The sequence below is a fragment of the Massilia sp. Bi118 genome (assembly GCF_918697865.1).
Taxonomy (GTDB): Bacteria; Pseudomonadota; Gammaproteobacteria; order Burkholderiales; family Burkholderiaceae_D; genus Telluria.
The window spans coordinates 1-26,732 of the sequence record NZ_CAKKMV010000012.1 but is presented as its reverse complement, the minus strand read 5'-3'; the positions used below and the strand labels follow the sequence as shown (position 1 = coordinate 26,732).

Annotated in this window: 25 protein-coding genes; 8 read left to right on the top strand and 17 right to left on the bottom strand. The window is 64.5% G+C overall.

All coding sequences use genetic code 11. From position 1 onward, the window contains the following. Positions 1-338 precede the first annotated feature (338 nt). From LQV39_RS17920 to LQV39_RS17890, 7 genes are all read left to right on the top strand, one after another. Positions 339-1,223, top strand: a complete 885-nt coding sequence (locus tag LQV39_RS17920) for a BadF/BadG/BcrA/BcrD ATPase family protein (RefSeq protein ID WP_230027502.1) — start codon at positions 339-341, stop codon at positions 1,221-1,223. Further along, a complete protein-coding gene (nagA, locus tag LQV39_RS17915) occupies positions 1,220-2,323 on the top strand; it encodes an N-acetylglucosamine-6-phosphate deacetylase (RefSeq protein WP_230027501.1) in 1,104 nt (367 codons plus the stop codon). The genes LQV39_RS17920 and nagA overlap by 4 nt, the downstream gene beginning before the upstream one ends. Positions 2,324-2,336: 13 nt before the next feature. Continuing rightward, entirely contained in the window at positions 2,337-3,347 is a 1,011-nt protein-coding gene (locus LQV39_RS17910; RefSeq protein WP_230027657.1) for an SIS domain-containing protein, read from the top strand. A 5-nt stretch (positions 3,348-3,352) separates the two neighbouring features. Then, positions 3,353-4,834 carry a glycoside hydrolase family 3 protein gene (locus LQV39_RS17905; protein ID WP_230027500.1) on the top strand — a complete coding sequence of 494 codons (1,482 nt, stop codon included), beginning with the start codon at positions 3,353-3,355 and terminating at the stop codon, positions 4,832-4,834. Between the two features lie 140 nt (positions 4,835-4,974). Next, complete coding sequence (locus LQV39_RS17900; RefSeq protein ID WP_230027499.1) at positions 4,975-6,282, top strand: tetratricopeptide repeat protein; 1,308 nt, start codon at positions 4,975-4,977, stop codon at positions 6,280-6,282. Between the two features lie 142 nt (positions 6,283-6,424). After that, a complete protein-coding gene (locus LQV39_RS17895; RefSeq protein WP_230027498.1) occupies positions 6,425-7,492 on the top strand; it encodes a flavodoxin family protein in 1,068 nt (355 codons plus the stop codon). Between the two features lie 159 nt (positions 7,493-7,651). Then, a complete protein-coding gene (locus LQV39_RS17890; protein ID WP_230027497.1) occupies positions 7,652-8,392 on the top strand; it encodes a GntR family transcriptional regulator in 741 nt (246 codons plus the stop codon). 35 nt (positions 8,393-8,427) lie between these two features. On the opposite strand, the gene LQV39_RS17885 is transcribed toward LQV39_RS17890, so the two are convergent. The 10 genes from LQV39_RS17885 to rpsP form a co-directional block, all read right to left on the bottom strand. Next, positions 8,428-9,210, bottom strand: coding sequence for an SDR family oxidoreductase (locus tag LQV39_RS17885; protein WP_230027496.1), 783 nt, complete (start codon positions 9,208-9,210; stop codon positions 8,428-8,430). Between the two features lie 162 nt (positions 9,211-9,372). Then, complete coding sequence (locus tag LQV39_RS17880; protein WP_230027495.1) at positions 9,373-12,132, bottom strand: pitrilysin family protein; 2,760 nt, start codon at positions 12,130-12,132, stop codon at positions 9,373-9,375. Positions 12,133-12,291: 159 nt separating this feature from the next. After that, positions 12,292-12,741, bottom strand: coding sequence for a CBS domain-containing protein (locus tag LQV39_RS17875; RefSeq protein WP_230027494.1), 450 nt, complete (start codon positions 12,739-12,741; stop codon positions 12,292-12,294). Between the two features lie 81 nt (positions 12,742-12,822). Continuing rightward, positions 12,823-13,173 (bottom strand): DUF3579 domain-containing protein, encoded by a 351-nt coding sequence (locus tag LQV39_RS17870; RefSeq protein WP_230027493.1) that lies wholly within the window; start codon positions 13,171-13,173, stop codon positions 12,823-12,825. A gap of 209 nt (positions 13,174-13,382) precedes the next feature. Continuing rightward, complete coding sequence (locus LQV39_RS17865; protein WP_230027492.1) at positions 13,383-14,342, bottom strand: CobD/CbiB family protein; 960 nt, start codon at positions 14,340-14,342, stop codon at positions 13,383-13,385. 69 nt (positions 14,343-14,411) lie between these two features. Beyond that, a complete protein-coding gene (locus LQV39_RS17860) occupies positions 14,412-15,077 on the bottom strand; it encodes a CoA pyrophosphatase (RefSeq protein ID WP_230027491.1) in 666 nt (221 codons plus the stop codon). Between the two features lie 60 nt (positions 15,078-15,137). Then, positions 15,138-15,518, bottom strand: coding sequence for a 50S ribosomal protein L19 (gene rplS, locus LQV39_RS17855; protein WP_230027490.1), 381 nt, complete (start codon positions 15,516-15,518; stop codon positions 15,138-15,140). A 124-nt stretch (positions 15,519-15,642) separates the two neighbouring features. Continuing rightward, a complete protein-coding gene (gene trmD / locus LQV39_RS17850) occupies positions 15,643-16,404 on the bottom strand; it encodes a tRNA (guanosine(37)-N1)-methyltransferase TrmD (protein ID WP_230027489.1) in 762 nt (253 codons plus the stop codon). 4 nt (positions 16,405-16,408) lie between these two features. Beyond that, complete coding sequence (gene rimM, locus LQV39_RS17845) at positions 16,409-16,954, bottom strand: ribosome maturation factor RimM (protein WP_230027488.1); 546 nt, start codon at positions 16,952-16,954, stop codon at positions 16,409-16,411. Positions 16,955-16,977: 23 nt separating this feature from the next. Beyond that, positions 16,978-17,226, bottom strand: coding sequence for a 30S ribosomal protein S16 (gene rpsP / locus LQV39_RS17840; protein ID WP_230027487.1), 249 nt, complete (start codon positions 17,224-17,226; stop codon positions 16,978-16,980). 273 nt (positions 17,227-17,499) lie between these two features. Here rpsP and LQV39_RS17835 point away from each other — a divergent pair, with 273 nt between their 5' ends. Further along, a complete protein-coding gene (locus LQV39_RS17835; RefSeq protein ID WP_230027486.1) occupies positions 17,500-17,913 on the top strand; it encodes an NINE protein in 414 nt (137 codons plus the stop codon). Between the two features lies 1 nt (position 17,914). On the opposite strand, the gene LQV39_RS17830 is transcribed toward LQV39_RS17835, so the two are convergent. The 7 genes from LQV39_RS17830 to alaS all read right to left on the bottom strand — a co-directional run bounded on the left by LQV39_RS17830 (position 17,915) and on the right by alaS (position 26,317). Then, positions 17,915-18,610 (bottom strand): hypothetical protein, encoded by a 696-nt coding sequence (locus LQV39_RS17830; protein ID WP_230027485.1) that lies wholly within the window; start codon positions 18,608-18,610, stop codon positions 17,915-17,917. A gap of 163 nt (positions 18,611-18,773) precedes the next feature. Next, positions 18,774-20,564, bottom strand: a complete 1,791-nt coding sequence (locus LQV39_RS17825) for an acyl-CoA dehydrogenase (protein WP_230027484.1) — start codon at positions 20,562-20,564, stop codon at positions 18,774-18,776. 152 nt (positions 20,565-20,716) lie between these two features. Continuing rightward, the gene (locus LQV39_RS17820; protein WP_230027483.1) at positions 20,717-21,649 is read right to left on the bottom strand and encodes an electron transfer flavoprotein subunit alpha/FixB family protein; all 933 of its coding nucleotides are present in this window, start codon (positions 21,647-21,649) and stop codon (positions 20,717-20,719) included. A 25-nt stretch (positions 21,650-21,674) separates the two neighbouring features. Then, a complete protein-coding gene (locus LQV39_RS17815; protein WP_230027482.1) occupies positions 21,675-22,424 on the bottom strand; it encodes an electron transfer flavoprotein subunit beta/FixA family protein in 750 nt (249 codons plus the stop codon). 199 nt (positions 22,425-22,623) lie between these two features. Further along, positions 22,624-22,851 carry a sulfurtransferase TusA family protein gene (locus tag LQV39_RS17810; protein ID WP_230027656.1) on the bottom strand — a complete coding sequence of 76 codons (228 nt, stop codon included), beginning with the start codon at positions 22,849-22,851 and terminating at the stop codon, positions 22,624-22,626. 172 nt (positions 22,852-23,023) lie between these two features. Further along, complete coding sequence (locus tag LQV39_RS17805) at positions 23,024-23,515, bottom strand: hypothetical protein (RefSeq protein WP_230027481.1); 492 nt, start codon at positions 23,513-23,515, stop codon at positions 23,024-23,026. Between the two features lie 192 nt (positions 23,516-23,707). Then, on the bottom strand, positions 23,708-26,317 hold the full coding sequence (alaS, locus tag LQV39_RS17800; RefSeq protein ID WP_230027480.1) for an alanine--tRNA ligase: 2,610 nt from the start codon (positions 26,315-26,317) through the stop codon (positions 23,708-23,710). Positions 26,318-26,732: the final 415 nt, after the last annotated feature.

Genomic DNA, 26,732 nt, shown 5'->3' with positions numbered 1-26,732 from the left:
GAGTTAAAAATTAGTTGTTGAGATAGTAGCAACCTAGATTCAATTTGGAAAGGACCTTGTTCACAACTGGTAGTCACAAAATGGACTGAATTCCTACAGACAAGACAGTGTTTTACTAGACTTCCAACCTTCACAAGGACGTCACCAGAAGCTGCGAAGCGTTAAGAAAACAATACCAGTAGCAATACATTAATTCCCTTACAGATCAGCCCCTTAACACAAACTATTCCGTTTCTGGTCTACTTCATGCCGTTATTTTACAATACCAATTAAATACCTGTTGACAAGCTTATCAGCCGCTCCTATAGTGCCCTGACTTTCCCGGCACAAAGCACAAGATGATCGACTTTCTCCTCGGCGTCGACGGCGGCGGCACCGGCACCCGCGTGCGGCTCGCGCGCGCCGACGGCACTGAAATCGCCCAAGGCGCCAGCGGCCCTTCCGGCCTCGGCCTGGGCATCGCCCGCGCCTGGTCCTCGGTCCAGCAGGCGGCAAGCCAGGCCTTCGCCGCAGCCGGCGTCGAACAGCCCTCGCTCGAACACATCGCCATCGGCCTCGGCCTGGCCGGCGTGCACAACAAGCAGTGGGCGGCCGAATTCGTGGCCGCCAATCCCGGCTACGCGGCCATCCGCCTCGAAACCGACGCCTTCACCACCCTGATGGGCGCCCACGGCGGCGCGGCCGGCGCCATCGTCGCGATCGGCACCGGCAGTGTCGGCGAAGTGCTGCGCGAAGACGGCTCGCGTCACGAAGTCGGCGGCTGGGGCTTCCCGGCCGGCGACGAAGCCAGCGGCGGCTGGATCGGCCTGCGCGCCATCGGCCACATCGAACAGGTGCTGGATGGCCGCCGCGAACACAGCGCCTTCGCCGATGCGGTCATCGAGGCCTGCGGCGCGATCGGCAGCAATAGGCGCGACGCGATCCAGGTCTGGCTCGGCAAGGCCACCCAGACCGCCTACGCCAGCCTGGCCCCGCTAGTGCTGCGCCACGCGGACCACCCGGTAGCACGCGCCATCCTGCTGGACGCCGGCCAGGAAGTGGCGACCATCGCCCATGCCCTCGACCCGGACGGCAAACTGCCGCTGGCCCTGTGCGGCGGCCTGGGCGCCGCCCTGCGCGACTTCCTGCCGGCCGGCCTGCTGGCGCGCACCACGCCGCCGCGAGGCGACTCCGCGGCCGGCGCCCTGCAAATGATTGCGCTTCAACTCAAGGACAGCAAATGAGAGGCAACATCCTCACCCCCGACGGCTGGATCCGCGGCGAGATCCGCCTGGCCGGCGGCGAACCGAACACCATCGCCGCCATCGACGGCCAGGCCTGCGACCCCGCGGACAATACCGACGACTACATCCTCCCCGGCTTCATCGACCTGCACGTGCACGGCGGCGCCGGCCGCGACATGATGGAAGGCGGCGACGCCCCGCACGTGATCGCGCGCCTGCACGCGAAGCACGGCACCACCAGTTTGCTGGCCACCACCATGACCGCGCCGGTGGACGACATCGAGCGCGCGCTGGACGCCATTGGCGGCGCCTGCAAGGAACGCGGCAGGAACGAAGCCCGCATCCTCGGCGTGCACCTGGAAGGCCCCTACATCAACTCGGGCAAGCTGGGCGCCCAGCCGCCGTTCGCGCGCGAAGCGTCGATGGACGAGGTGAACCGCTTCAACGCCCAGGCGCCGATGCGGGCGATTACCGTGGCGCCGGAGATTGCTGGTCATTTGGCCCTGCTGCGGCAGATGGCCGATGCCGGCATGCGCGTGCAAATCGGCCATACCACCGGCTCCTACGAAGACGGCGTCCAGGCCCTGGAACACGGCGCCACCAGTTTTACCCACCTGTTCAATGCGATGCCCGGCCTGCACCACCGCGAGCCCGGCATGGCCGGCGCCGCGCTGGCGCATGCGCAGTACGCCGAGATCATCCCCGACCTGCTGCACGTGCATCCGGGCGCAATCAAGGCCGCGCTGCGCGCCATCCCGAAGCTGTACTGCGTGACCGATTCGACCGCCGCCGCCGGCATGCCGGACGGCGAGTACATGCTGGGGCGTCAGGTAGTACATAAGTGCATGGGCGGCGTGCGCCTGGCCGACGGCACCCTGGCCGGCAGCACGCTGACCATGGACCAGGCGTTGCGCAATCTCGTCTCGATCGGCCTGTCCATCGAAGACGCCTCGCGCCGCGTGTCCACGAATGCCGCTGACTACCTGGGCGAAAGCCGCCGCGGACGCCTCGCGCCGGGCTGCTTTGCCGACCTGGTCGTCCTCGACCGCAACCTGAATCTCAAAGCCGTCTATATCGAAGGAGAAGTCTGTGAGCCTTGAAGCCACCTCGCTGATGCTGGAAGAAGCCAAGTCCGCCGCCCATTGCGTCGCCCTGCAACTGTCGAACGACGTCGAGCGCTACGCGGACCTCGGCCGCCAACTGCGCGCGGCCAGCTTCAACAACGTGGTGACGGTGGCGCGCGGCAGCTCGGACCACGCCTCCAGCTACTTCGCCTACCTGACCATGGCGCGCCTGGGCCGCCTGGTGACGTCGCTGCCGATGTCGCTGGTGACCCTGTACAAATCGCCGCTGCAGACCCAGGGCACGCTGGCGGTGTCGATCTCGCAGTCCGGCCAGAGCCCGGACGTGGTCGAGCCGATCCGCTACTTCCGCGACGGCGGCGCCACCACGGTCGCGCTGGTCAACGACATCGATTCGCCGCTTGCCAAGGCCGCGGAATGGGCGATGCCGCTGCACGCCGGCAAGGAGAAGAGCGTGGCCGCCACCAAGAGCTTCATCACCAGCCTCACGGCCGGCGCACGCCTGGTCGCAGAATGGCAGGGCGACAGCGAACTGAAAGACGGCCTGCGCGCCCTGCCCGACGATCTCCAGCGCGCTCTTGACGCCGACTGGTCGCAAGCGATCGAGGTGCTGGCCCCGGCGCAGAACATCATGGTGGTCGGCCGCGGCATCAGCTTCCCGGTGGCGCTGGAATCGGCCCTGAAATTCAAGGAGACCTCGGCCCTGCAGGCGGAAGCCTTCTCCGGCGCCGAGATCAAGCACGGCCCGATGGCGCTGATCGAGGAAGGCTATCCGCTGCTGATCTTCGCGACCCGCGGCCCGGCCCAGGCCGGCCTGGTGGCGCTGGCCGAAGAGATGCGCGGCCGCGGCGCGCGCGTGCTGCTGGCGGCGCCGCAGGACGTGGCCGGCCGCGACCTCGACCTGCCGGTGGCAAGTACGCCGGACCTCGACCCGATCGTCGCAATCCAGGCCTTCTATGTGATGGCGGCGCATCTGTCCAAGGCACGCGGCATGAACCCCGACCAGCCGCGCCACCTCAGCAAAGTCACCAAAACAAACTAAATCGTATGAACGAATCCAGGACACTCGCTGGCCGGCTGATCATGATCCGGCTGTTCGGCACCGAACTCGATCCAGAGACCGCCGCCTTCATCCGCGCAAACAAGATCCGCGGCGCCTGCCTGTTCCGCCAGAACATGCTTGACGCGGCCCAGCTGACCCGCTTCAACGGCGACCTGGCTGACGCCATGGGTGAGAACGCCCTGATCGCGCTCGACCAGGAAGGCGGCGCCGTGGTGCGCTCGCTATGGGTGCCGCCGCCGCCGTCGGCGATGGCGCTGGGGGCCGCCAACGACACGATACTCGCGAAGGAAGTCGGCGCCGCCGTCGCGCGCGCCGTGAAGTCGATGGGCTTCAACTGGAACTTCGCGCCGGTGCTGGACCTGAACAACAATCCGCTGAATCCCGTGATCGCCGAGCGCTCCTTCGGCGCCGACCCGGTGCGCGCGGCCGAACTGGCGATGGCCTGGATGAACGGCAGCGATGCCGAGGGCGTGGCCTGCTGCGTCAAGCACTTCCCCGGCCATGGCGACACCCACGTCGACTCGCACCGCGACCTGCCGCAGGTGGACAAGGAACTCGCCGAGCTGGAACGCTTCGAGTTCGCGCCCTTCCGCGCCGCCGCCCCGCACGCGCCGGCCGTGATGACCGCCCACATTGTCTATCCGGCCCTCGATCCGCACAATCCGGCGACCATGTCGCGCGCCATCCTGACCGATCTGCTGCGCGTGAAGATGGGCTATGAAGGTGTGATCATCACCGACGGCATGGACATGCATGCGATCGCGCACCGCTACGGCGCCGGCGAGGCCGCCGTCAACGCGCTGGTGGCGGGCGCCGACATGGTGATGGCGATCGGCAGCCGCGAGACCCAGGAGGCGACGCTGGATGCGATTGCCGCCGCGATCGAAGACGGCACCTTGCCGATGGCGTCGGTGCAGCGTCGCCTGGCCCGCCTGGACAAACTGGCGCAGGCCCATCCGGCCGGCAGCGTCCCCTACGAAAGCGAGTTCGAGGACCGCGCCCTGATGGCGCGCGCCTGGCGCCGCGCCCTCACCGCGCGCGGCAAGCCGCAGCGTCCCGCACCGGGCAGCAAGGTCCGCCTGGTGGCGCGCCAGGACGTGGTCAGCGACGGCGTCTCGGAAGCCGGCGTGCCGGCAGCGAGCATCGCGGCCTCGCTGGGCAAGCTCTACGACGTGGAACTGGTGACCTTTGCCGATCCCGAAGCCTTCGACTGGAACGCCCTGCCGCAGGACGGTCGTTTTACCATGCTGGCCTCCACCTCGCGCCGCCGCTACGGCCCGCACGCCCGCGACAGCTGGCGGCCCGACCTGCATATCGCCCTGTGGAATCCGTATCAGGCGCTGGACTTCGGCGCCCCTGCCCTGATGACCTACGGCTTCGCGCCGCCGGCGCTGGAAGCGGTCAATGCCTGGCTCGCCGGCGAAATCGAAGCCGAGGGTGTGTGCCCTGTGCCGGGCTTCGAATAATTTCCTTTATGCAGGTAGCGTAACCCATTGTAACGACGCGTTTGCCGCGGCCTGGACTGCGGCACAATTGTCCGGCCCCGCAAAGCCGTTTGTGGGACAATGCACGCTTTGTCCGAGTTAATCAAAGAGAAGGATTATTCATGTCCCAATTCCGTTTTGCCCGCCTTGCCCTGATGCTGGCCGCTATCGGCCTGAACGCTGCACCGGCTCTCATGCACAGCGCCTCCGCGCAAGACAAGACCGCTCCGGCCGATGCCGCGGCGCAACCGAAGCCGGACACGGTCCGCCCGGAATTGTTCAAGCTCCTCGACTCGGCACAGATCAAGCCGCTGATGGACGCGAAGAACTACACCGAAGTCCAGAACCGCATCGCCCAGGCCGAAGCTTTTCCGAACAAGACGCCATACGAAGAATATGTGCTGAACCGCATCAAGCTGTCGCACGCCTCCGCCACCAGCAACGACCAGGCCTCGATCGCCGCGCTGGAAGCCATCCTTGCCTCGGGCAAGCTGCCGGCAACCGACAAGCCGCAGTTCACGCAAGCCCTGGCCGGCATGTACTACAACGCCAAGAATTATTCGAAGGCAATCGAGTGGTTCAAGCGCTTCCAGGCTGAAAACCCGAACTCGGATGCGGCGAACGCACCGCTGGTCCGCGCCTACTACCTGAGCAACGACTACGCGAACGCGATGAAACTGCTGCGTCCGCAACTGGAAGCCGCCGAAAAGGCCGGCAAGACCCCGTCCTCGGAAGACCTGCGCCTGTACGCGTCGGCCGCCAACAAGGTCAAGGACGATGCCGCCTACCTGTACGGCCTCGAGCAGATGATCACCTACTATCCGAACGACGACGTCTGGATGGATTCGATCTACCGCGGCGTCGTGCGCAAGCCGGGCTTCTCGGAAACCAACTATCCGGACGTCCTGCGCCTTGAATTTGCCGCCGTCAAGGTCCTGACCCCGGAGATGTACACCGAGCTGGCCGAGCTGGCCCTGAAGGACGGCTTCCCGACCGAAGCCAAGAAGGTCATGGATGCGGGCTTCGCGGCCGGCGTCCTGGGCACCGGCGGTTCGGCCGCCCAGCACCGCAAGCTGCGCGACCGCGCCACCAAGGAAGCCGCCAACGACGCCAAGAACATCGCCGCCGGCGAAGCCTCGGCCGCCAAGGCCAAGACCGGCGCCGGCCTGGTCAACCTGGGCTGGGCCTATGTGACCATGGACGAGTTCGACAAAGGCATCGGCTTCATCGAGCAGGGTATCGCCAAGGGCAGCCTGAAGGCGCCTGACGAAGCCAAGGTGCGCCTGGGCATGGCCTACCTGCGCGCCGGCCAGAAGGACAAGGCAATTTCGACCTTCCAGTCCGTGAAAGCGGGCGGCGGCCTGTCCGACATCGCCAAGTACGGCATCATCCTGGCAAACCACCCTAACCCGGGCGGCAACAACAAGTAAGCGATACGCCGGATTCAATCGGCGCGAGGCGGTGCGGTCCCCGGGGCTGCACCGCCTTTTTCATGTCTATGTTAACTGGCGTACCGGCTTGTGTGATGCCGCCGTTCCATAATCGGACGGCACATCATCCATAAGGCCAGTCATGACCACCGTACGCAAGGGCCAGGCGCCCGCCAAGCTCAACCGTGACGAATTCCGCCTGCGCTTCTCGCGCAACTTCTTCGATCCCCTCTACGAAAACGTCGGCCACGAACTCGCAGCCGTCGAGGAAATTGCCTGGCAAGCCTATATCGGCTCGCACAAGGCGCCGGTGACGGTCAAGGCGGGACCGGGTTATGCCGACCCCGACTACGACCTCTCGGTCGAGTGGAAGGAAGCGCACGACCGCCTGCTCGCCGCCGAAGCGAAGCAGAAGGCCCCCGGCACGCTCAGCCGCATCCTCCTGATCAATGGCGCGGCGCGCAACGACGGCAGCTGCCCCAGCGAGATCTCGAAGACCTGGCGCCTGGCGAAGATGTGCGAAGAGCTGCTGCTGGCCGAGGGCTTCGATACCGACCTGCTCGACCTGTCGCGCATCATCTCCGACTTCGACCGCCACATCCACCCCTGCAAGGCATGCGTCTCGACCGCGATGCCGCTGTGCCACTGGCCCTGCAGCTGCTACCCGAACCACTCGCTGCACCAGAACAACGACTGGATGAACGAGATCTACGAGAAATGGGTCGCGGCGCACGGCGTCATCATCCTGACCCCGGTCTACTGGTACCAGTCGCCGTCCGTGCTCAAGCTGATGATCGACCGCCTGGTCTGCGCCGACGGCGGCAACCCGGATCCCAGCTCGACCCACGGCAAGGAAGCGGAAGAAGCCAAGGAACTCGAAAAGACCTGGGACTATCCGAAGCACCTGGCCGGCCGCGCCTATGGCCTGGTGGTGCACGGCGACGTCGCCGGCATCGAGGGCACGCGCCGTTCGCTCTCGGACTGGCTGGACTGGATGGGACTGATTTCGAGCAGCCCGACCTCCCAGCTCGACCGCTTCGTCGGCTATTACGAATCCTATGCCGACAGCCACGAAACCCTGGACAAGGACACCGCCTTCCAGGAAGAAGTGCGCAACGTGGCGCGCGCGGTGGGCGCGGCCGTGCGCGATATCCGCTCGGGCAAGCTGATCCAGCCAAACCGGGGACTGGAGAATCCGCGGCCGAAATAGCGGGGTCTGAGGCGGTCCGTTTTTGGTATTATCAGCGTCTCATTAAACTTTAGAGCGTCTAACAAAGCCTCCAGGGCAAGGCGCACCGTCGAAGACAGTACGCTAGTACGGCGAGACGGTGCAACGCCGCCATGGCGGCTTTGTTAGGCGCTCCGCCGCATGTCCTCTTTGTCGCAGTTGATGCACCACCTCTCCGCCACCAGCAACCTGCCGCTGTACCAGCAGCTGCAGCGCGCCCTGCGCGAAGCGATCGACCGCGGCGTCTACGGCCCGGCCGAAGCCCTGCCGGCCGAGCGCCAGCTGGCGTCCGAGCTGGACATTTCGCGCATCACGGTGCGCAAAGCGATCGACGGGCTGGTGGAAGAAGGCCTGCTGGTACGCCGCCCGGGCTCGGGCAACTTCATCAACACGCGCATCGAAAAGAACTTCGCCAAGCTGACCTCCTTCTCGGAGGACATGCGCTCGCGCGGACGCACGCCGCGCAGCGTCTGGCTCAAGCGCTCGGAGGGACTGGTGACGCCGGACGAGGCCATGCGCCTGAACCTGTCGCCGGGCGCCGCCGTCTACCGCTTCAACCGCATCCGCTACGCCGACGACATGCCGATGTGCCTGGAATACGCGACCATCGCCGCCTCCGCCCTGCCCTCGCTGGACGCCGTCGGCACCTCGATGTACGAAGCGCTGGAAGCGGCCGGCAAGCGCCCGGTACGCGCGCTGCAGCGGCTGTCGGCGCTGCTGCTGAATGCCGAGCAGGCGAAGCTGCTGCAGTCGAAGGAAGGCGATGCCGGGCTATGCGTGGAGCGGCTGGGCTTTTTGCCGGATGGGCAGGCGGTGGAGTTTTGCCGGTCTTACTTCCGCGGCGACATGTACGATTTCGTGGCGGAGTTGAGCGCCGTGTAGTGCGCGGGCACGGGGCGCCCGCGTCCCGGCTGCAATTACATCGCGGTCAAACCGCCATCGATGGCCAGCTGGTGGCCGGTCACGAAGGACGCCTGCTCCGAGCACAGCCACAGCGCCGCGCTGGCCACTTCCGCCGGCTCGGCAATGCGGCCCATCGGGTGCGCCGCCTTCAGTTTCTTGTCGCGGCCCGGCTCGCGTTCGAGCATGCGCGCCAGCATCGGCGTCTTCACGGCGCCGGGGCACAGGCTGTTCACGCGGATGCCCGACTTGGCGTATTCGACCGCCGCCGTCTTGGTCAGGCCCACCACGGCATGCTTGGAAGCGGAATAGATGGCGCGGTTCGGCGCCGCCACCAGGCCGCCGGCATCGGCCACGTTGCAAATCACGCCGCCGCCTTCCTGCTTCAGCATCTGGCGCAGTTGGCTCTTCATGCACAGCCAGACACCCTTGACGTTGACGTTCATGATGCGGTCGAACTGTTCGTCCTCGCCTTCGGCCAGCGGCAGCGATTCTTCCTCGGTGCCGGCGCCGTTGACGGCGACGTCGATGCGGCCGTAATGCGACACCGCCTTGTCGACCAGTGCTTCGACCTCGGCGACGGCAGTTACATTTGTTTTAACAAACAGCGCCTTGCCGCCGGCTTCGACGATCAACGCTGCCGTCATGTGGCCGCCGTCAACCGAATTGTCGGCAACGACGACGCAGGCGCCCGCGCGCCCGAATGCCAGCGCCACCGCGCGTCCGATGCCGCTTGCGGCGCCCGTCACCAGCACAACCTTGCCGGCATATGAAATCCCGCTCGGCGGTTGTTTGGTCATGCCCTTCATGATGCTTCCTTTGCAATATCTCGACGCAATGTTTGCTGCCTGCCAGAAACACTTCCAGCAGGCAACATCATAGCGCCCGCGCCGGGCATCGTCCAATTTTCTCAGCCGTTTTCTTGAAATATTGAACGGCTGAGTGTTGCATTCGTGCGTTTTTCAGCGCGCCGGCTTCGCTTTCGCCTGGTCGCCTGCCATCACGACCGACAGTTTGGCCGGGTCGATGGCCTTGCGGAAGGCAGCGTTCAGCTGCGGCAGCGTGACCGCCATCATGCGTTTCTCGAAATCGGCCGACCATTCGTAGGTCTTGTCGCGGTACATGTAGGAGGTCCAGCCGGCCGCCAGCGTGCCGTCATCGGCGCGGTTCTGCACCCTCTGCTGCATGAGACCGGATTTGGCGCCGGCGAGTTCCGCCGCCGTGAAGCCTTCCTTGAGCGCGCGCGCCAGTTCCTCGCGTACGACGACATCGACCTTGGCCAGGTTCTGCGGCGCGGCGATGGCGCTGATGCCGAACATGCCGGCACGGTCCATCTCACCCGCCGACAGCTGGGTGCCGCCGCCATAGGACAGGCCCTCCTTCTGCCGGATGCGGTCCATCAGGCGCGATTTCAAGCCGCCGCCACCGCCGAAAATATAGTCGGCCAGCATCAGCGCCGGATAGTCGGGATCGTCGACGTTCAGGTCGAGATTCATACGCGCCGCGTAGAACCCGTTCTCTTTATCCGGCGTGTTCAACGTTTGATGTATGGGCTTGATGTCGCCGTTCTTGCGTAGCACAGGCGCCACGTGCATGGGCGCCTTCCACTGCCCGAACAGCTGGTCGACCAGGGGGACGATCTCCCTGGCGTCGAAGTCGCCGACGATGGCCAGCTCGGCCGGATTGGTGCCGTAGAAGTCGCGGTGGAAGGCCTTGACCTGGTCCAGGGTTGCGCCCTTCAGGTCGGCGATGTCCTCGTCCAGCGTGGTTTCGTGACGGATATCGCCCTTCGGATAGATGTCGAAGTGTTCGTTCAGCGCGCGCGAGGCGAGGCTGGACGGCTCGGCGCGGCTGGCTTCCAGGGCCACCAGCGACTGCTGGCGCAGCTGCTCGAATTCGGCCGCCGGGAAGCTCGGTTCCTTCAGCACATGGGCCACCAGCTTCAGCGCCGCGGGCAGGTTCTCGCGCGTGGTTTGGAAGTGGGTCAGGCCGCCCGCCACCTTCAGCTTCTCGAAGGCGTCGGCCAACTGCACGCGGTCGTACCTGGTGGTGCCGCGCATCAGCATGGCCGAGCTCAGGCCCGGCACCGCGCCCTTGCCGAACAGGTTCTGTTCGTCGCCAAAGTGCTGGCGCAGGTCCACCGTGACGGTCTGGCCGCGGTTCTTCTTTGGCAGCAGGGCCAGCTTGACCCCGCCGGCCGTGGTGAGCGTGGTGCGCTTCATGATGTTGGCCTGGCTGGGCTCGAAGTCCTCGGCGCTCAGGTTCGAGGCTTGCGGCTTGAAGTCCTTCAACAGGCTTTCCACGCTCGGCGCCGGCGGCACCACGGCGCGCTGCGGATTGTCCTCGGGCAGGAAGCTGCCGGTAATGCGGTTGTCGCGCCTGAAGTAGCGGCCTGAGGCTTCTGCGACCTGCTGCGCCGTGATCTTCTCGACCTTGTCGCGGCCGACGAAGAACAGGCGCCAGTCGCCCAGCGCAATCGTCTCCGACAGCGCCACGCCCACCTGCTGCGGATCGTTCAGGCTGCGCTCGAAGCTGTTCAGGTAGCTGCGCTTGGTCCGCTCCATCTCTTCCGCGCTGGGCGGGTGCTGGGCGAAGCTTTCGACCGCCTCGGTCAGCGCGGCGCGCACGGGTTCGAGCGGCTCGCCCTTCTTGACCACGGCGCCGAAGAATTGCAGGCCGGGCGCGTAGCCGGTCTGGCCGAAGGCGAACACCTGGCTGGCCTTGCCGGTGTCGACCAGTAGCTTGTGCAGGCGGCCGGTCGGCACGTCGCCGAGGATGCTCGAGGAGAAGCTCAGCACGTCGCTGTCGTCGTGCAGGCCGGACGGCACGTGATAGGCCACCGCCACGATCTGGACGTCGCCCTGGCGCCGCACCGTGAAGCTGCGCTCGCCATCCTGGGTCGGCTCGACGGTCCAGAACTCCGGCAGCGTGCGCTTGGGCTTGGGAATCGCGCCGAACAGCTTGCTGATCGAGCGCAGGGTCTGGTTCGGGTCGAACTTGCCGGCCACCAGCAGCACGGCGTTATCCGGCTGGTAATAGGTGTGATAAAAGTCCTGCAGGTTCTTGATCCGGACGTTCTCGATGTCGCTCTTGTTGCCGATGGTCGAGCGGCCATAGGCGTGCCAGTCGTAGGCGACACTCTGCATGCGTTTCATCAGCACGGAACCGGGCGAGTTCTCGCCGTTCTCGTACTCGTTGCGCACGACCGTCATCTCGGAATCCAGGTCCTTTTTGGCGATGAAGGAATGGGTCATGCGGTCGGCTTCCATCTCCAGCGCCCACTGCAGATTCTCCGGCGAAGCCTGGAACACCTCGTAGTAATTGGTGCGGTCCAGCGAGGTGGTGCCGTTATACTGCATGCCGCGGCTTGAAAACTGGGTCACGATGTCGCGGTGTTTCGCCGCGCCCTTGAACATCAGGTGTTCGAGCAGGTGCGCCATGCCGGTCTCGCCGTAGTTCTCGTGACGCGAGCCGACCAGGTAAGTCACGTTGACGGTCACCGTCGGGCGCGAGGAGTCCGGGAACAGCAGCACTTTCAGGCCGTTCGGCAAGCGGTATTCGGTGATGCCTTCGGCCGACGGGCCCTGCACTACCCCTGAGGGCAAGGCGGCAGCGGTCTGCGCCGGCGCTTTCTGGGACCAGGCCGGGCCGCTGGCCACCAGGGCCAGGCCGCCGGCGATTACGTATGCGGCCGCGCCGCGCTGCAGGAAGCTCGTGCTCATGTCACCCCGTGTGTCTGTGTGATGCCACGCAGGCGTTGCGTGGCGGCACAGCATGGTAACAGAGGCCGGCTTAGGGCTGGCTTACCGGGTTTCTGCTTTCCGTCGCCTTCCTTGTCGGTTAGTTGCAATTCTATGAGGCCGGCACGATGCAATCCGCGACTACTGCCGCGCCCGCTTCTCGTGCTGCTGCTGGTAGGGACTGATGCGCGACAGCTCTTCCATCTCCTCGGCCAGGAAGGTCAGCAGGTCGTCGGCGCTGACGATGCCGGCCAGCGCCCCGCTGTCGGTCACGACCGGCACGCGCCGGATGCCGCGCAGGCGCATGCGTTCGATGGTGGCGTAGACGTCGTCGTTCTCGCCGGCCGTCAGCAGGTCGTCGGTCATGATGTCGCCCACCTGCAGGCCGAGCGGATCGAGGCCGAGGGCGATGACGGACACGACAATGTCACGGTCGGTGACGATGCCGATAGGAATGCGCTCGCCGTCCGGCTCCTCGACCACGACGAGGTCGCCGACATGGTGCTTGCGCATGAGGAAGGCTGCGCCCTGCACGCTTTCGTCGCGCGAGCAGCAGATGGTATCTGTGGTGCTGAGCTTGCCGACTTCCATGGCCGCCTCCCCGTGGTCAAGGAGTTACGCTAACGCTGGAAGGCAAAACGGCTTTGACATGAATCAAAGCCGTGGGAGCGATCAGGCGGACGGCTTCGTTTCGCCTGGAGGGGGAACGTAGCAGGCATCCACCACCTGCAAGTCGTTGTCCTTGGCGAAATTCACCACGAAGTGGTAAGCCAGGGGTTCGACGCGCTTGAGGGCATTGTTGACCACGACAGACTTGACGCCGTTGACGACGGTCGGGTGCACGTAAGGCGAAAACTGCAGGTGGGCATTGCGGCCGCCGCTGCCCTCCGGACGGAAGCACGACATGACACCGCACAGGCGCTCGGCCCAGTCACTCGGACGGAACTGCCGACCCTTGCTTGTAACGCCGAGAATGAAGAATTCGTCGGCGTGTTCTTTCCCGGTTTGCGGTAAATCGGCCATAGTGCTGCTTACTGAAACATGAGGCGTGGATGAGAACAACCCCAGTATTATATCTTATAGAAGACCTGGGACGAAGCTTTACAGCGCGCTCGACAAACGTCCATGGCGGCGTTGCACGGTCTCGCCGTACTTGCGTACTGTCTTCGACCGTGCGCCTTGCCCTGAACGTTTGTCGAACGCGCTTAAAACCGTCCTTATCCGGGGGAAGCTCAACCAAGCAAAACCGCGCCGGAAAGCAGGAGCAGGAGCAGCATCCATAATAACAGCGCGCGCCAGACCAGGCCGACGGTGCTCTGGAGTGCGCGCACGTTCGGTTCCTCGCCCGGCAGCACATCGGCTTCGCTATCGGAGAGGTCGACCGTGGCCGCGTCCATCGGCACGATGCGCGGCGCGGTCTCGATCGGCGAGCCCAGCCGCACGCCCATGGCGCCGCCGCCGGCTGCGAGGATGATGCCCCTGGACTCGTCGGCCCAGCGGCCGGCGAAATTGCGCCAGGCGTAGATGGCGTCCTCGAAATTGCCGACCACGGCAAAGGCGATCGCCGTCAGGCGCACCGGGATCCAGTCGATCCAGTAAAAGGCGCGGGCGGCGAACTGGCCGAAGGCTTCGTTGCGCATGTGGTCGGGTTCGTTCCAGGCGCGCGCCAGGTATTCGGAGACGCGGTACATCACCGCGCAGGCCGGGCCCAGCGGCATCAGGAACCAGAAGAACACGCCGAACACATTGCGGTGCGTGGTGATCAGGGACTTTTCGACGGCCAGGCGGGCGATCTCGGTGCCGTCCATGCCGACCGTGTCGATCCGGGTCCACTCGGCCAGTAGCGTGCGCGCGGTGGCCTCGTCGCCGGCGTTCAGCGCGAACTGGATCGAGGTGAAGTAGTGGCTGTAATGGCGGAAGCCCAGGGTCAGGTAGACGATCAGGATGTTCCAGGCGAAGGCCGCGAACACCCAGCCGTAGTACATCAGCACCCAGTAGATGACGGCGGTCGGGACCATCAGGCAGCCCATCATCAGGAACCAGCCAAGGCGGCCGTGGCTCACCTGGCCCGCGTTGAACCAGGCTTCGATGCGCATGGCGAAGCGCTTGATCTCGGCGTAGATCTGGTTATCTGCGCGCAGGGGCTTCAGCTGCTCGATGAGCAGCGCGCACAGGATGGAAAAGAAGGTCATTGCGTTCCTTTGTTGTTGCTTTACTTCATTTGCCCGCTACGATAGCGCAGAGGACCGTTTGAAGCAACGTCAGGCTCGCAGGAGGTGGAACAGGTTGCGCAGCATGCCCGCCGTCGCGCCCCAGATGAAGAAGCGCTCGTAGGGCATGGCGTAGAAGCTGCGGCGCCCTGCCCCTTCCGGCAGTTCGAAGGACATGCGCTGGTGGTTCATGCCGTTCATCAGGAAGGCCAGCGGCACTTCGAAGATCTCGGCCACCTCGTTCGATTCCGCGATGAGCTCGAAGGGCGGCGTGACCAGGCCGACCACCGGCGTCACCAGGTAGGCGGAAGCGGTCAGGTGTTCGGGCAGCACGCCGATGATTTCGACGTGGCGGCGCGCCAGGCCGATCTCTTCCTCGGTTTCACGCAGCGCGGTCTCGATGGACGAGGAATCCAGTTCTTCGGCGCTGCCGCCGGGGAAGCTGATCTGGCCGGCGTGATTGTTCAGGTGGGCGGTGCGCTGGGTCAGCAGGACCGTCAGGCCCTCAGGGCGCTGGACGATGGGCACCAGCACGGCGGCGCGGCGCAGCTTGGGAAAGCGCTCGCGCATGTCTTCCGGCAGCTCGGGTTCCCACGCACTGGGGCGCGCCAGGCGCTCGCGCAGCCAGGCCGCCTGCAGGCGCTCGGGCGGCAGCGCGGCTTCGCCGGCGATCGCGTCGATGGGGAGACGCTGGGGATCGAGATGCAGTTTTGCCAAAAAGGGCTCCAAAAAGAAAAAGGCATCCGTTCGGATGCCTTTTCCATGCTACTGGCGCAATTACTGAGCGGCAGCGGCGGTCTTGCGGGTCGGCAGTTTCTCTTTGATACGTGCCGATTTGCCCGAACGCTCACGCAGGTAGTACAGCTTCGCACGGCGCACATCACCACGACGCTTCACTTCGATCGAAGCGATCAGCGGCGAGTACAGCTGGAAGGTACGCTCGACGCCTTCGCCCGACGAGATCTTACGAACGATGAAGTTCGAGTTCAGGCCGCGGTTACGACGCGAGATGACCACGCCTTCGTATGCCTGGGCGCGCTTGCGGTTGCCTTCGACGACGTTGACGCTGACGACAACGGTGTCGCCCGGTGCGAAATCAGGGATGTTGCGGCCGAGGCGCGCAATCTCTTCTTGCTCGAGTTGCTGAATCAGATTCATTTTGTGACTCCAATGACCATCTTGCTGGCGCTGCAAATATAGCTTTTGATGCGTTGCCCAGTAGAGGATGGGATTAAAACATACGGGGTTTTACGCCCGTTTTCACACCAACACGGTGCGAATTCTATTCGACAGGCTTGTCCAGCTCTGCCAGAAACTTCTCGTCGGCCTTGCTCAGCTGACCGGCGCTGCGCGCCTTGTCCAGCAGATCGGGCCGTTTCTTCGCGGTCGCTTCCAGCTGCTGCCGGCGGCGCCACTTCATGATCTCTGCGTGGTTGCCACCCATCAGCACGGAGGGCACGGCCACGTCTTCGTAGACTTCCGGACGCGTGTAATGCGGCGAATCCAGCAGTCCGTTGACGAAGCTGTCCTCGACTGCGGAGGCTTCGTCGCCCAGCGCGCCAGGCAGGTTCCGCACCACGGCGTCCATCAGCGCCATCGCCGGCAGTTCGCCGCCGGACAGCACGAAGTCGCCGAGGGAAATCTCCTCGTCGACGCAGCGGTCCAGCAGGCGCTGGTCGACCGCTTCGTAGCGTCCGCACAGCAGGACCAGGCCGGGCTCGTCCTTCAGCGCCATCACGCGCTCATGCGTCAGCGGCTTGCCTTGCGGCGACATGAACACGACGCGCGGCGGCGGCAAACCCATGTCGACCTGGCGCTGCCTGGCCGCGGCAATCGTCGCTTCCAGCGGCTTGGCCAGCATCACCATGCCGGGGCCGCCGCCATACGGGCGATCGTCCACGGTGCGGTGGCGGTCCTGGGTGAAATCGCGCGGATTCCAGATCGACAGCTTCCACAGGCCCTGTTCGTGCGCGCGGCGGGTCACGCCCGACTGCGTCAGTGCGGCGAACATCTCCGGAAACAAGCTCACGACGTCGAACTGCATCGCGTTAAAAATCCAGGCCCCAGTCCAGGGTGATCAGCTTTGCCTTGAGGTCGACGGTCTTGACGAACTGGTCCACGAACGGCACCAGGCGCTCTTCAAGCTTCGCCTCGGGTGCATCGGCCTCGGGAACAGGCACGATGCGCAGGATCGATTGCGGACCGTTGCTCATCATGTCGGCGACCTTGCCGAGGGCTTCGCCCTGCAGGTTCACGGCATCCAGTCCGATCAGGTCGGACCAGTAGTATTCATCTTCCGGCAGCGCCGGAAATTCCGCCCGCGACACCTGCACCGTTGCGCCCTTGAGCGCCTCGGCCACGTTGCGGTCGGTGACATCGACCAGGGTGGCAGTAACATCGCCACTATGGTACTTCGCGCTGCGTACCTTGACGGGATGCAGCGCCGGCTTGTCGAGCCACCAGGTTTTCACGTTCAGCAGCGCATCGGCGTCGGCCGAGTAGGGCGTGACGCGGATGCCGCCCCGGAGCCCGTAGGCGCCGGTGATGTGTCCGACCTGTACCAGGTCGTCAGGAATTGCTGCTGAATCGGTCAAACCAGTAAAACCTTTTGTGCTTATTAAGCAGCGGCTTTCTGACCAGCGACCAGGCGAGCAACGGTCGGCGACAGTTGTGCGCCAACGCCTTGCCAGTAGGCCAGACGGTCAGCGGTGATGTTCAGGCCAACTTCCTTGCCCGATGCCATCGGGTTGTAGAAGCCGATGCGCTCGATGAAACGGCCATCGCGACGGTTGCGCGAATCGGTTGCAACGATGTTGTAGAACGGGCGCTTCTTGGCACCACCACGAGCTAAACGAATAACGACCATAATATTTCCAAAAAATTGTGCTGGACGGAGAAAGCCGACGATTATAGCGCGCCGCGCCGTGCCTCAGCAAGCATTTGTCAAAAAACCAAAAACCCGGCGCGCAGACCGGCCGAATCCAGCATTATCGCCTATTTTTCCCAACAACGCCACAGTGAAGGCGCTTCCCCGCCCCGGGAATGCCGCCGAAAACCACGAAAAATGCTGCCCCGCCGGCCGATTTCGACCATACTGCGATCTTTCCTTTTCACAACAGCCAGCCGAGCTCAGCAGTCGATGTCGAACCACAAGAACAAGACCCTCGCCACCGCCCTCGCCTTCGCCGTCGGCGGCCTCGGCGTCCACCGCTTCTACCTCAGGGGCTGCGTCGACCGCCTCGGCCTGCTGCACATCTGCAGCCTGCCGGTGGCCGGCATGATCTACGGCATCGGCCACGCGCCGAATCCCTTCTGGACCCTGCTGCCGATCTTCATCTCCTGCATCGTCGGCTTCATCGAGGCGCTGGTCATCGGCCTGACGCCGGACGAGAAATGGGATGCAAAATTCAACCCGGCATCCAGCCGCAAATCGCACTCGCACTGGATCCTGGCGGTGCTGCTGGTGCTGACCATGCTGGTGGGCGCGACCAGCGTCATTGCGATGCTGTCGCGCCTGTTCGACTTATTGTGGACAGGCGGCGCTTACGGCTGATTCATAATCCTGGTGTCCACCGATATTTCGGCAGCACCGGTGGCGGATTCTTTCCGCTCAGGATCACGATTTCGCGGTAGGCCTTCAGCTCGATCGCCATCGGGTCGCCGACGTAGCGCGTGAGCTTGCCGCCCTCGATCAGATAGAAGCGGAAAGGTCCGCTCAGCCCGGCGATATTGCTGCCGGTATAGGGCTGGCGCCATAGCGAGAAGTACTGGCTCAGCATGAACTTCTTCGGCACGTCGGTCTCGATGTGGATGACGCCCGAGGCATCGTGGGTGTGCAGCTCGTAGGTGCAGCCGCTGCGGCCTACCATGTCCGGCATCGCCAGGCGGGCGCGGTCGCGGTAGATCGTGAGCAGCGTGTGGATGTGGTAGTTCTCGTTCTTTGCGCAGCCGACGCCGTCGACGGGCTGGCCGGTGCCGACCCAGTCGGGCCAGGTCCGCACGCTGGTGCTGATGGTGAGCCCGATGTCCGACCAGGCATCGGCGAGGCTCACGACGATCTCGTCGGGCGGCGCCGGGTCGGTCGGCGGATTGGTCGGGGTGGTCGGCCCCGTCGGCCCCGTCGGCGAGGTCGGGGTCTGCGGATCGGGGACAGGCGTATAGGAGGAATCATCGCCGCCACCGCCGCAGGCGGCAAGCGCGGACAGCACCGCCAGGGTCATCGTCATCTGCAACACACGTCTCGGCTTCATGGAAATCATGCTCGCTCCTCAGGTGAATGCGGATGAGCTGATTCTATGCGGCACGGGTTGAGCTCAAGTTTAAGAAAGCTCAAGTGCGCGGCGACGCAATGAAAAAAGGCAGCCCGCAGGCTGCCCTTGTATCGAGAATGCAGCGCCTACGCTGCCAGCTCAATCAGAACTGCTCGACCTCCAGCGCCAGCACACCGGCGCTGCCGTCGACGATCGCATGGCGCAGGCCGGCCGCGCCGGACAGCACGTGGTCGGCGAAGAAGCGCGCAGTACCGATCTTGGCGCGGTAGAAGGCGGCATCGCCCTCGCCCGCTTCCAGCTTCTGCTGCGCCACCAGCGCCGCGCGCGCCATCTGCCAGCCGCCCAGCACGATGCCGGCCAGCTTCAGGTAGAGCACGCTGCCGGCGAACACGGCGCGCGGGTCCAATTTGGTGTTGGCCACCACGAAGTCGACCACCTGCTCGAGTGCGGCGCTGCCGGCCGCCAGCTGCTCGCGGATCGCGGCAAAATCCGCGCCCTGCTGCTCGCTCAATTGAGCTTCCGTAGCGCGCACTTGAGCAATGACCGATTTCGCCACCGCACCGCCGTCGCGCGCCGTCTTGCGGCCGACCAGGTCGTTGGCCTGGATCGCGGTGGTGCCTTCGTAGATGGTCAGGATCTTGGCGTCGCGGTAGTGCTGGGCCGCGCCGGTCTCTTCGATGAAGCCCATGCCGCCGTGCACCTGCACGCCGTCGCGCGCGACGTTCTCGGACATCTCGGTCGACCAGCCCTTGATGACCGGGACCAGGTATTCGTAGATCGCCAGGTTGGCCTTGCGGGTCGCTTCATCCGGGTGGCTGTGGGCCAGGTCGCTGTAGGCCGCGCCCACGTAGGCCAGCGCGCGCGCAGCTTCCGTCTGCGAACGCATCGACATCAGCATGCGGCGCACGTCCGGGTGGTTGATGATGGCGACCGGGCCGCTCGAACCTTCGACGGCGCGCGACTGCACGCGCTCCTTGGCGAAAGCCACCGCCTGCTGGTAGGCGTGTTCCGCCAGGCCGACGCCCTGCATGCCGACGCCGAAGCGGGCCGCGTTCATCATGATGAACATGTACTCGAGGCCGCGGTTCTCTTCGCCGACCAGGGTGCCGATGGCGCCGCCGTTGTCGCCGAACTGCAGGACCGCGGTCGGGCTGGCCTTGATGCCCAGCTTGTGTTCGATCGAGACGCAGTGGGCGTCGTTGCGCTCGCCCAGCGAGCCGTCTTCGTTGACCATGAACTTCGGCACGATGAACAGCGAGATCCCCTTCACGCCCGGGGGCGCGTCCGGCGTGCGCGCCAGGACCAGGTGAATGATGTTCTCGGCCATGTCATGCTCGCCGTAGGTGATGAAGATCTTGGTGCCGAAGATCTTGTAGGTGCCGTCGCCCTGCGGCACGGCGCGGGTGCGCACGGCGGCCAGGTCGGAGCCCGCCTGCGGCTCGGTCAGGTTCATGGTGCCGGTCCACTTGCCGGAGATGAGCGGCTCGATGAAGCGGGCTTTCTGTTCTTCGGTGCCGGCGGTCAGCAGCGCTTCGATGGCGCCGTCGGTCAGGAGGGCCACGAGCGCGAACGCCAGGTTGGCGCCGTGCAGCATCTCGACGCACGGGGTCGCGACCAGCTTCGGCAGGCCCTGGCCGCCGAATTCGGCCGGGTGCTGCACACCCTGCCAGCCGGCTTCGGCGAAGCCGCGGAAGGCTTCCTTGAAGCCCTTGGTGGTGGTGACCTGGCCGTCGTGCCAGAAGCTCGGCTCCTTGTCACCGGCATGGTTCAGCGGGGCGACCACGCCGCCGCAGAATTTCGCGCTCTCTTCCAGCACCGCTTCGACGGTGTCCGGGGTCGCGTCTTCGCAGCCGGGGAGCTGGTTGATCTCGGCCAGGTTGGCCAGTTCGTTCACGACGAACAGCATGTCTTTCAGGGGGGCGTTGTAGCTCACCGTGGTCTCCTAGTTCTTTCGTTTACGTATACGTCAATCGTCGCTTGCAAAAAAGGCGGGAACCCAGGTCCGGCGCTTACTACTAGCGATTGAAGCTGTCAGTATGCTGGCAAACTTGGGTTCCCGCCTTCGCGGGAACGACGGTATAACTATCAGCCCAGTTCCTTGACCAGCGCCGGCACGACCTCGAACAAATCGCCCACGATGCCGTAGTCGGCCACCGAGAAGATCGGCGCTTCCGGGTCCTTGTTGATGGCGACGATGGTCTTCGAGTCCTTCATGCCGGCCAGGTGCTGGATGGCGCCCGAGATGCCGACTGCGATGTACAGGGTCGGGGCGACGATCTTGCCGGTCTGGCCGACCTGCCAGTCGTTCGGCACGTAGCCGGCGTCGACGGCGGCGCGCGAGGCGCCCATGGCGGCGCCCAGCTTGTCGGCCAGCGGTTCGAGCAGCTTGAAGTTGTCGCCCGAGCCCATGCCGCGGCCGCCGGAGACGACGATCTTGGCGCCGGTCAGTTCCGGACGGTCCGACTTGGCCAGTTCGCGGCCCACGAAGGACGACTTGCCCGAATCGGCGACGGCCGACACGGCTTCCACGGCAGCGGAACCGCCTTCGCTTGCGGCGGCGTCGAAGCCGGTGCTGCGCACGGTGATGACCTTGACCTTGTCGCCCGACTGCACGATGGCGATGGCGTTACCGGCATAGATCGGACGCTCGAAGGTGTCGGGCGAATCGACCTTGGTGATTTCCGAGATCTGGGCCACGTCCAGCTTGGCGGCGACGCGCGGCAGGATGTTCTTGCCGTAGGCGGTGGCCGGGGCCAGGATGTGCGAGTACGAACCTGCAACCGCCAGGATCTGCTCGGCGACGTTTTCGGCCAGGCCGTCGGCGAAGTGCGGCGCATCGGCGACCAGCACTTTGCTAACGCCTGCGATCTTCGCGGCCTGCTCGGCCACAAGCGAGCAGCCGGCGCCGGCGACCAGCACGTGCACCTCGCCGCCGCACTGGGCGGCAGCGGTCACGGTGTTCAGGGTGGCGCCCTTCAGCGAGGCGTTGTCGTGTTCAGCAATAACGAGTGCGACCATGATGTTCCCTATTCTCGATTCTGTATTAGATGACTTTGGCTTCGGTACGCAGCTTGGCCACCAGGGTCGCCACGTCCGGGACCTTGATGCCGGCCGAGCGCTTGGCCGGCTCCGACACTTTCAGCGTCTTCAGGCGCGGGGTCACGTCGACGCCCAGGTCTTCCGGCTTGATGGTCTCGAGCGGCTTCTTCTTGGCCTTCATGATGTTCGGCAGCGTCACGTAGCGCGGCTCGTTCAGGCGCAGGTCGGTGGTGACGATGGCCGGCAGGGTCAGTGCCACGGTTTCCAGGCCGCCGTCCACTTCGCGGGTCACGGTCACTTTGCCGTCTTCCAGCACGACTTTCGAGGCGAAAGTCGCTTGCGGCCAGCCCAGCAGCGCCGCCAGCATCTGGCCGGTCTGGTTCGAGTCGTCGTCGATTGCCTGCTTGCCCAGGATGATCAGCTGCGGCTGTTCCTTGTCGGCCAGGGCCTTCAGCACCTTGGCCACGCCCAGTGGCTCGATCTCGGCGCCGGTCTCGACCAGGATGCCACGGTCGGCGCCGATGGCCATGCCGGTACGCAGGGTTTCCTGGGCCTGGGTCACGCCGCAGGTCACGGCCACGATCTCGGTGACCTTGCCGGCTTCCTTCAGGCGAGTCGCCTCTTCCAGCGCGATCTCGTCGAACGGGTTCATCGACATTTTGACGTTGGCGATATCGACGCCGCTGCCGTCGGACTTGACGCGGACCTTGACGTTGTAGTCGACCACGCGTTTGACGGGTACCAGGACTTTCATAGTGGGCCTTTGAAAAATGGAATGAGTGACTGACTAAAAATGATCCGAATTATAAGAGCAAAACTGCTTCAACACAGAATTAAAGCACGATCGTGCGTTTTTCAGGTAGAAGAAATCCCCTAATTTTACGGGAAGCTTGTCTGTTCAATCTGATGTCATACGGGGCCGCTGCCGCCCTGCCCCGTCCGGTAAGGCGCGCTTACTTGCGGCGCAGCCAGAAGGTGAATTCGCCGTTGATGTGGGTGTGGGCCAGCAGCGCGTTGCCGGTCTGCTTGGCAAAGGCCTGGAAGTCGCGCACGGAACCGGTGTCGGTCGCGACGATGCGCAGGACTTCGCCGCTCGTCAGTTCGGCGAGGGCCTTCTTGGCCTTCAGGATAGGCAGCGGGCAGTTCAAGCCACGCGCATCGAGGTCTTTCTGGACCTCGATGGTGCCGGTATCAAGTATGGTTTCGCTCATCGATATGCCTGCGTAAGTGGGGCAGATTCCCGCATAGTACTCCAATTGCGGGATTATGACGCACCGCACCAAAAGACGCATCCTGTCGTTGCATTTTAACAACGACTATTATAGTTCATGGAACATCCGAGGAACAGGAACTTTACATCCTCACGAAGACCAGGTTTGACACCATGTTCGGCCGCGCCTGGCGAACCGTGAGCGTCCGGCCGTCCGGGCTCAGGCTCCAGTCCTCGCTGCTGCGGCCCCGCACAATGCCGCCGGTCAGGCCGAACTCGCGCACGATATCGACATGCAGCCGTCCCGCGCCGTCCATGCTGGCCTTCATGGTGGTCGGCGCCTCCTGGCGGCCTTCGGGCGTGCGCACCAGCGTCACGGCGGTGGTCGGCGTGCCGTCGAAGCGGTAGACGAAGCGGCCCTGCTCCGGCTCCGGCCTGGCGCCTTCGATGGCGACCTCGACCGTGAGTTGTTTGCCGTCCTGCGCCGTGCTGAGGCGGTGCGTGGTGACCTGGCTGTAGTAAGGCGGGAGATTGGTGCTGCGGGTGCGGTCGAGGGACCAGTTGCCGCTGAAGTCGGCGGCGTGGATGGGGGCGCAGGCGAGCAGCGCCGCGCCGAGAAGGGACAGGCGTTTCATGGGGGTCTCCCAGGTGAGGGTTCAAGGATTGGGGGAGTGCGCGCGACGCTCTCCTGTATTCCTTTGAACTGGCCTGAAAGTTCCCAATAAACGTCGTCCCCGCGGAGGCGGGGACCCAAGTTCTGTTTGCGTTACGTTAGCGCAAGCAAACTTGGGTCCCCGCCTGCGCGGGGACGACGTAGGTCGAACTATTTAAACCCGCTCACCCACCCAGCCAGCCACCCCGGCCAGCGCCTGCGGCAGCGCAGCAGCGTCGGTGCCGCCGGCCTGGGCCATGTCCGGGCGGCCGCCGCCCTTGCCGCCCACCTGCTGGGCGACAAAGTTGACCAGCTCGCCGGCCTTGACCTTGCCGGTGGCGTCCTTGGTGACGCCGGCGATCAGGCTGACCTTTCCGTCGGCCACCGAGGCCAGCACGATGGCGGCGGTCTTCAGTTTGTCCTTCAGCTTGTCCATGGTCTCGCGCAGGGCGTTGACGTCCGCGCCTTCCATGGTCGCGGCCAGCACCTTGACGCCGTTGATCTCGACGGCCTGGCCGGCCAGCTCGTCGCCCTGGCCCGCTGCCAGCTTCGACTTCAGCGCGTTGACTTCCTTCTCCAGCGCCTTGACCTGGTCCTGCACCTGGTTGATGCGCGACGGCAGTTCGTCCGGGCCGGTCTTCAGGCTGGCCGCGGCTTCCTGGAGCTTGCGGCTGGTCGCCTGCACCCATGCCAGTGCGCCCTCGCCCGTCACCGCCTCGACGCGGCGGATGCCGGCGGCGACGCCGCCTTCCGAGACGATCTTGAAGAGGCCGATGTCGCCGGTGCGGGTGACGTGCACGCCGCCGCACAGCTCTTTCGAGGAGCCGATGTCCAGCACGCGCACGGTGTCGCCGTACTTCTCGCCGAACAGGGCCATCGCGCCGTGCTTGATGGCGTCGTCCATCGACATGTGGTGCGACTGGGTCGGGTGGTTCTGCAGGATCTCGGCGTTGACGATCTGCTCGACCTTCGCGATCTCTTCAGCGGTCAGCGGGGCGTTGTGGGCGAAGTCGAAGCGGGTCTTGTCCGGATCGACCAGCGAGCCTTTCTGCTGGACGTGGGAGCCGAGCACTTCGCGCAGCGCCTTGTGCATCAGGTGGGTGGCCGAGTGGTTGCGGATGGTGCGCGCGCGCTTGGCTTCATCGACCTGCGCATCGACCGTGTCGCCCACTTTCAGGGAGCCCGACTGCAGCACGCCGTGGTGGCCGAAGACGTCAGCCTGGATCTTCAGGGTGTCTTCGACTTCGAAGGTACCGTTACCGGCCTTGATCAGGCCCTTGTCGCCGACCTGGCCGCCGGATTCGGCGTAGAACGGGGTGGTGTCCAGCACCACGATGCCGTCCTGGCCGGCCTTCAGCTCCTCCACCTTCACGCCGTCGGCGTACAGCGCGACGACGTGGCTGTTGTGCACCAGCGAGTCATAGCCGACGAACTTGTTCTTCTCGCCCGCGTACTCGACGTTGGCGGCCATCTTGAACTTGCCGGCGGCGCGCGCGGTCTTCTTCTGCTGCTCCATGGCGGCGGCAAAGCCTGCCTCGTCCAGCGTGACGTTGCGCTCGCGGCAGATGTCGGCGGTCAGGTCCAGCGGGAAGCCATAGGTGTCGTACAGGGTGAAGGCGGTGGCGCCGTCTAGGTTCTGCGGATCCCTGGCGAGTTGCGCTTCCAGGATCTTCATGCCGTTTTCCAGGGTCTCGCCAAAGCGCTCTTCCTCGGCCTTCAGCACCTGCATCACGCGGGCCTTCGCTTCGCGCAGTTCCGGATAGGCGCCGCCCATTTCGATGTCGAGGTCTTCGACCAGCTTGAAGAAGAAGGGTTTCGTCTGGCCCAGCTTGTGGCCGTGGCGCAGCGCGCGGCGGATGATGCGGCGCAGGACGTAGCCGTGGCCTTCGCTGCTCGGGATGATGCCGTCGACGATCAGGAAGGACGCGGCGCGGATGTGGTCCGCGATCACGCGCAGCGACTTCGACTCGAGGTCGGTCGTGCCGGTTTCGCGGGCGGCAGCGCGGATCAGGGCCTGGAACAGGTCGATCTCGTAGTTCGAGTGGACGTGCTGCAGCACCGCGGCCAGGCGCTCGAGGCCCATGCCGGTGTCGATCGAAGGCTTCGGCAGCGGGGTCAGGACGCCGGATTCATCGCGGTTGAACTGCATGAACACTAAGTTCCAGATCTCGATGAAGCGGTCGCCGTCTTCTTCCGGCGAGCCCGGAGGGCCGCCCCAGATGTCGGCGCCGTGGTCGTAGAAGATCTCGGTGCACGGACCGCAGGGGCCGGTGTCGGCCATCTGCCAGAAGTTGTCGGAGGCGTAGCGCGCGCCCTTGTTGTCGCCGATGCGGATGATGCGCTCTTTCGGCACCCCGATTTCGTTGGCCCAGATGTCGTAGGCTTCGTCGTCTTCGAAGTAGACGGTGATGGTCAGCTTCTCGGCCGGCAGCGCGTAGACCTTGGTCAGCAGCTCCCAGGCGAAGTTGATGGCGTCGCGCTTGAAGTAGTCGCCGAAGCTGAAGTTACCCAGCATTTCGAAGAAGGTGTGGTGGCGCGCGGTGTAGCCGACGTTTTCCAGGTCGTTGTGCTTGCCGCCGGCGCGCACGCAGCGCTGCACGGTGGTGGCGCGCTTGTACGGACGCGAATCCAGGCCCAAGAACACGTCCTTGAACTGCACCATGCCGCTGTTGGTCAACAACATCGTCGGGTCGTTGCCCGGCACGAGCGGGCTCGAGCGGACAATGGTATGACCTTTGGACTCGAAGAATTTGAGGAACTTTTCGCGTATTTCGGTGGATTTCATGTCGTAGGGGCGTGTGAGGGCAGCATGCTATATAAAGAAAATGATTATAGCGTAGCTGTTGGGGGGAATTGCAGGCGGTGATTGGAGCCGTTGCACTAAATGCAACATACCTCGTCATTCCCGCGCAGGCGGGAATCCAAGTTCTGCGTGCGTTACCTTAGCTCCACCAAACTTGGGTTCCCGCCTGCGCGCACTGCTGTCCAAGATAATTGACAGTTGAGCTGGTAGTAGACCATCGGAAAGGAGTTGCAGGTAAAGGTTAAGGGTACTAAAACCCTGAGTTCTCATGCTCACAACCTAAACCTGCAACCATGTCTACGATAACCACTTTCCAGGCGCTTTTAAAGGGTCTTCCACGCGCTGTGTTCAATCGTTGTGTCGAGCGACACAACGCGGACAAGGGGTGCAAGCGCTT